Raw genomic sequence first — 3,596 nt, 5'->3', positions numbered from 1 at the left:
GGCGGGAGGTGTCCGTGGCGAGCCGGATCGCGAGGGCGCCCAGGACGGTGCCCATGACATAGCGCTGGACGCGCAGCCAGCCGGGGCGGCGGGCGAGGAAGACGGAGATGGCGCCCGCCGCGAGGACGAACAGGCCGTTCACGCCCACGCCCACCACCACCTGCACCCCGCCCAGCAGGAAGCCCTGCACCAGCACATGGCCCCGGTCCAGGTCGACGAACTGCGGTATCAGCGAGAGGTACATGATGGCGATCTTCGGGTTGAGCAGACACGTCAGCAGGCCCATGGTGAACAGGCGGCGGTTGGAGTCGCGGGGCAGCTCCCGAGGGGCGAAGACGGAGACGCCGCCGGGCTTCAGCGCCTTCCACGCCAGCCAGCCCAGATATCCGGCGCCCGCGAGCTTGACGGCGAGATAGACCTCGGGGACCAGGGTGAAGACGGCGGAGAGGCCGAGGTTGGCCGCGGTGAGGTAGATCAGGAAGCCGACGGCGACGCCGGAGAGGGAGACCAGCCCGGCGCCGCGGCCGTGGGCGATGCTGCGGGAGACGAGATAGATCATGTTCGGGCCGGGCGTCAGCACCATCCCGAGCGCCACCGCCGCCACACCCATCACCGCGCCTGTCGTGATCATGCCTCTCAGCATGAGCCCGGCGGGACCCCGGGACCAGCAACGTTTCCTTCACTTCACCGTTCAGCGACGGTGAAACGACCCCCGGCTCCGTTGACTTGAAGCGTGGTTCAACTTCTACGGTCGTGCCATGATCTTCACTGATATCGAACGCGCCTATCTCGCCGGACAGCAGCTCGGCCGGTTCGCGACCGTGGGCCCGCACGGCACCCCCCGCGTACGCCCCCTCGGCTTCCGGCTGAACGACGACGGCACCATCGACATCGGCGGCCCCCGGCACGCCGACAGCCGGCGCTATCGCGACGCCCAGCAGAACCCGTACGTCACGCTGGTCGTCGACGACCTCACGGCGCCGGACGACCCCGACGCCGTCAAGCCCGGCATGGGGCGCGGCGTCGAGATCCGGGGGCGCGCCGAGCTGCTGACGGTGGACGAGCCGCCCGTGGCGCCCGAGTGGTTCAGCCAGGACATCATCCGCATCCACCCGGAGCGGATCCTCAGCTGGCACCTGGACCCCGAGCGTCCGGACGGCTGGTCCCGGAACGTGTGACGGGGCCGCGCGGGACCCCGGGCATACTTGATCATCATGGGCACACCACCGGATCCGGACCCCGTCCACGCGCTGATCGTCGTCGACCTGCAGTCCGCCTTCGTCGAGGGGGAGGGCGACGGCACCTGCGAGGGCGGCGCCGTGCCGGACGCGGCGCGCGTCGTGGAGCGTGCGCGGGAGCTGCTCGCGCGGGCGCGCGCGGCCGGGGCGCCGGTGGTGCATCTGCAGAACGACGGCGAAGCCGGGGCGCCCGACGAGCCGGACACGCCGGGCTGGCGGCTGGTGCTGCCCGTCCGGCCCGGCGAGGCGGTGCTGCGGAAGACCGACGACGACGGCTTCTGGGAGACCGGACTGGAGGCGCTGCTGCGCGGGCACGGGGTCACGGCGGTGGCCCTGTGCGGGGTGCAGTCGGAGATGTGCGTACGCGCGACCGCGCAGACGGCCCTCGACCTGGACTTCCGCGTCGTCCTGCCGCACGACGCGCACGGGACGTACGACGTGCCGCCCGCGCCGGGCGACACCGCGGGGGTGCCGGCGGCGCTGGCGGCGCGGGTGGCGGAGTGGTCGCTGGGCGACGAGGTGGAGATCACCGCGGCGGCCCGCGACGTACGCTTCACAGCCCCGTTCGCTGCCCCGGTCACAGCCCGGGCGCGCCCCACACCGGGAACCAGCGGCTGAGGTCCTTCTCCAGTGGCAGGTCGTCGCCGAGCAGGCCGCGGATCTGCAGCTCCAGGCTGTTGTCCCGGCTCTCCCCGGCGCCGGGGAGCGGCGCGAAGGGGTAGAAGGTGCCGCGCTTGTAGAGGTAGATGAGGGCGAGGGGGCGGTCGCCGTGCCCCTCGTACTCCCGGAACCCCACCAGGGAGCACAGCAGCTGCGGCCCGAATCCGGCCTCTTCGAGCAGCGTGTTGACCGCGTGCAGATCGGTGACGAGCGCGGCCAGGTCCTCCGGCTCCCGGCGCACCAGCAGCCAGGTGTAGCCGTAGTCGTCCTGGCTGAACTCGACGGGCTCGGCGGAGCCGCCGCCGCGCTCGGTGTCGGCGTCCAGCAGCGCCCGGACGTCCTGCTGGAGCTGTGCGAAGGCGCCGCCCTCGACGCTCGCGAAGCAGACGGCGCCGCGGCCTGTCGGGTCGAACCCGGCACCGGCGCGGAGGGTGAGGGCAGCGGAGGGGAGGGCGAACAGCTGGTCGAGGTTGGGGCGCTTGGGCTTGCTGCGGCCGAGGACCGCGTCCCAGAAGCTCATCGCTCACCCCCGTCGCCGCCGCCGCTGAGCTGCGCCGAGACCCGGCCCAGCTGGTCCAGCCGCTTCTGCAGCGGCGGGTGCGATGAGAACAGCGTGGCCATGCTCTCGCCGGAGAAGGCGGGCACGAAGTAGAAGGCGTTGTACGGCTCGGCCTTGCGCAGGTCCCGGGTGGGTATGCGGGACATCTCCCCGCTGATCTTGGTGAGCGCGGAGGCGAGGGACGAGGGGCGGCCGGTCAGCAGCGCGCCGGCGCGGTCGGCCGACAGCTCGCGGTAGCGGGACAGCAGCCGGGTGAGCAGGAAGCTGATCACGTAGACGACCGCGCTGATGACGGGGATGAGCAGGAGCAGCACGCCCGCGCCGTTGTTGTCCCGACCGGCCGAGCGGCCGAAGCCGCCCCAGAGCGCGACGCGGGTCATCATCCCGGCGAGCACGCCCAGGAACGAGGCGATCGTCATGACCGCGACATCCCGGTGCGCGACGTGCGACAGCTCGTGGGAGAGCACCCCCTCCAGCTCCTCGGGGCTGAGGCGGCGCAGCAGTCCCGTCGTGGCGCAGACCATGGCGTTGTCCTGGTTGCGCCCGGTGGCGAACGCGTTGGGGACGTCGGAGTCGGCGATGGCGACGCGCGGCTTGGGCATGTCGGCGAGGGCGCACAGCCGGTCCACGGCGCCGTGCAGCTCGGGCGCCTGCTCGGGGGTCACCTCGCGGGCGCCCATGCTGAAGGCGGCGATGCGGTCGCTGAACCAGAACTGCGCGACGAACAGCCCGCCCGCGATCAGCAGCACCATGGGCCACGCCCGCCCCAGCAGGGCGATCAGGACACCGACGAAGACGACGTAGAGCAGCCCGATGAAGAACATCGTGGTGACCATGCGGGTGGTGAGCCCTCGGTCGGGGGCGTAGCGCGTCGCGTGACGGCTCATGGATGAGCCTCCTCTCTCCCCCCGCACACTCCCCCGTTTTCTCCCTCCTTCTTTCGATTGTGCCTGGTTTGCCGTCTAGGGCGCGTAAGGGCCGAGGGCCGGGGTGACCGGGTGCGGCGGTCACCGGAGCCGAGCGGGCCTGATGGATTCGTACGAATCCCGCGCGCCGGGTACTCATCCGTGCGGACTGCCGCACGAGTGAGGTGGCATATGCGCGAAGATAGGGCCCGTGACTCTCCCGCCCCCCGCCAC

General features: G+C 71.9%; 5 protein-coding genes. 2 read left to right on the top strand and 3 right to left on the bottom strand.

Annotated elements, in window-relative coordinates; all coding sequences use genetic code 11:
• A partial coding sequence (locus G5C65_RS33515) for a LysE family translocator (RefSeq protein ID WP_206442565.1) occupies window positions 1–631 on the bottom strand: 631 nt, incomplete at its 3' end.
• A 127-nt stretch (window positions 632–758) separates the two neighbouring features.
• Here G5C65_RS33515 and G5C65_RS33510 point away from each other — a divergent pair.
• Window positions 759–1,178 carry a PPOX class F420-dependent oxidoreductase gene (locus G5C65_RS33510; protein WP_165302828.1) on the top strand — a complete coding sequence of 140 codons (420 nt, stop codon included), beginning with the start codon at window positions 759–761 and terminating at the stop codon, window positions 1,176–1,178.
• A gap of 36 nt (window positions 1,179–1,214) precedes the next feature.
• Window positions 1,215–1,856, top strand: a complete 642-nt coding sequence (locus G5C65_RS33505; protein WP_165302827.1) for a cysteine hydrolase family protein — start codon at window positions 1,215–1,217, stop codon at window positions 1,854–1,856.
• Here G5C65_RS33505 and pspAB read toward each other — a convergent pair.
• Both pspAB and htpX read right to left on the bottom strand, forming a co-directional pair.
• A complete protein-coding gene (gene pspAB / locus G5C65_RS33500; RefSeq protein WP_165302826.1) occupies window positions 1,816–2,418 on the bottom strand; it encodes a PspA-associated protein PspAB in 603 nt (200 codons plus the stop codon). The genes G5C65_RS33505 and pspAB overlap by 41 nt on opposite strands.
• Window positions 2,415–3,344 carry a zinc metalloprotease HtpX gene (gene htpX / locus G5C65_RS33495; RefSeq protein WP_165302825.1) on the bottom strand — a complete coding sequence of 310 codons (930 nt, stop codon included), beginning with the start codon at window positions 3,342–3,344 and terminating at the stop codon, window positions 2,415–2,417. Before htpX ends, pspAB begins: the two co-directional genes overlap by 4 nt.
• Window positions 3,345–3,596 lie beyond the last annotated feature (252 nt).

It is taken from the genome of Streptomyces boncukensis (assembly GCF_011045075.1).
GTDB classification, from domain to species: Bacteria; Actinomycetota; Actinomycetes; order Streptomycetales; family Streptomycetaceae; genus Streptomyces; species Streptomyces boncukensis.
The sequence above is the reverse complement of the archived record's forward strand: the minus strand, read 5'-3'. Positions and strand labels throughout refer to the sequence as shown.

Coding starts and splice junctions, on each gene's coding strand:
- htpX (WP_165302825.1), bottom strand. CDS start 3,344: ATGAGCCGTCACGCGACGCGCTACGCCCCCGACCGAGGGCTCACCACC.
- G5C65_RS33505 (WP_165302827.1), top strand. CDS start 1,215: ATGGGCACACCACCGGATCCGGACCCCGTCCACGCGCTGATCGTCGTC.
- pspAB (WP_165302826.1), bottom strand. CDS start 2,418: ATGAGCTTCTGGGACGCGGTCCTCGGCCGCAGCAAGCCCAAGCGCCCC.
- G5C65_RS33510 (WP_165302828.1), top strand. CDS start 759: ATGATCTTCACTGATATCGAACGCGCCTATCTCGCCGGACAGCAGCTC.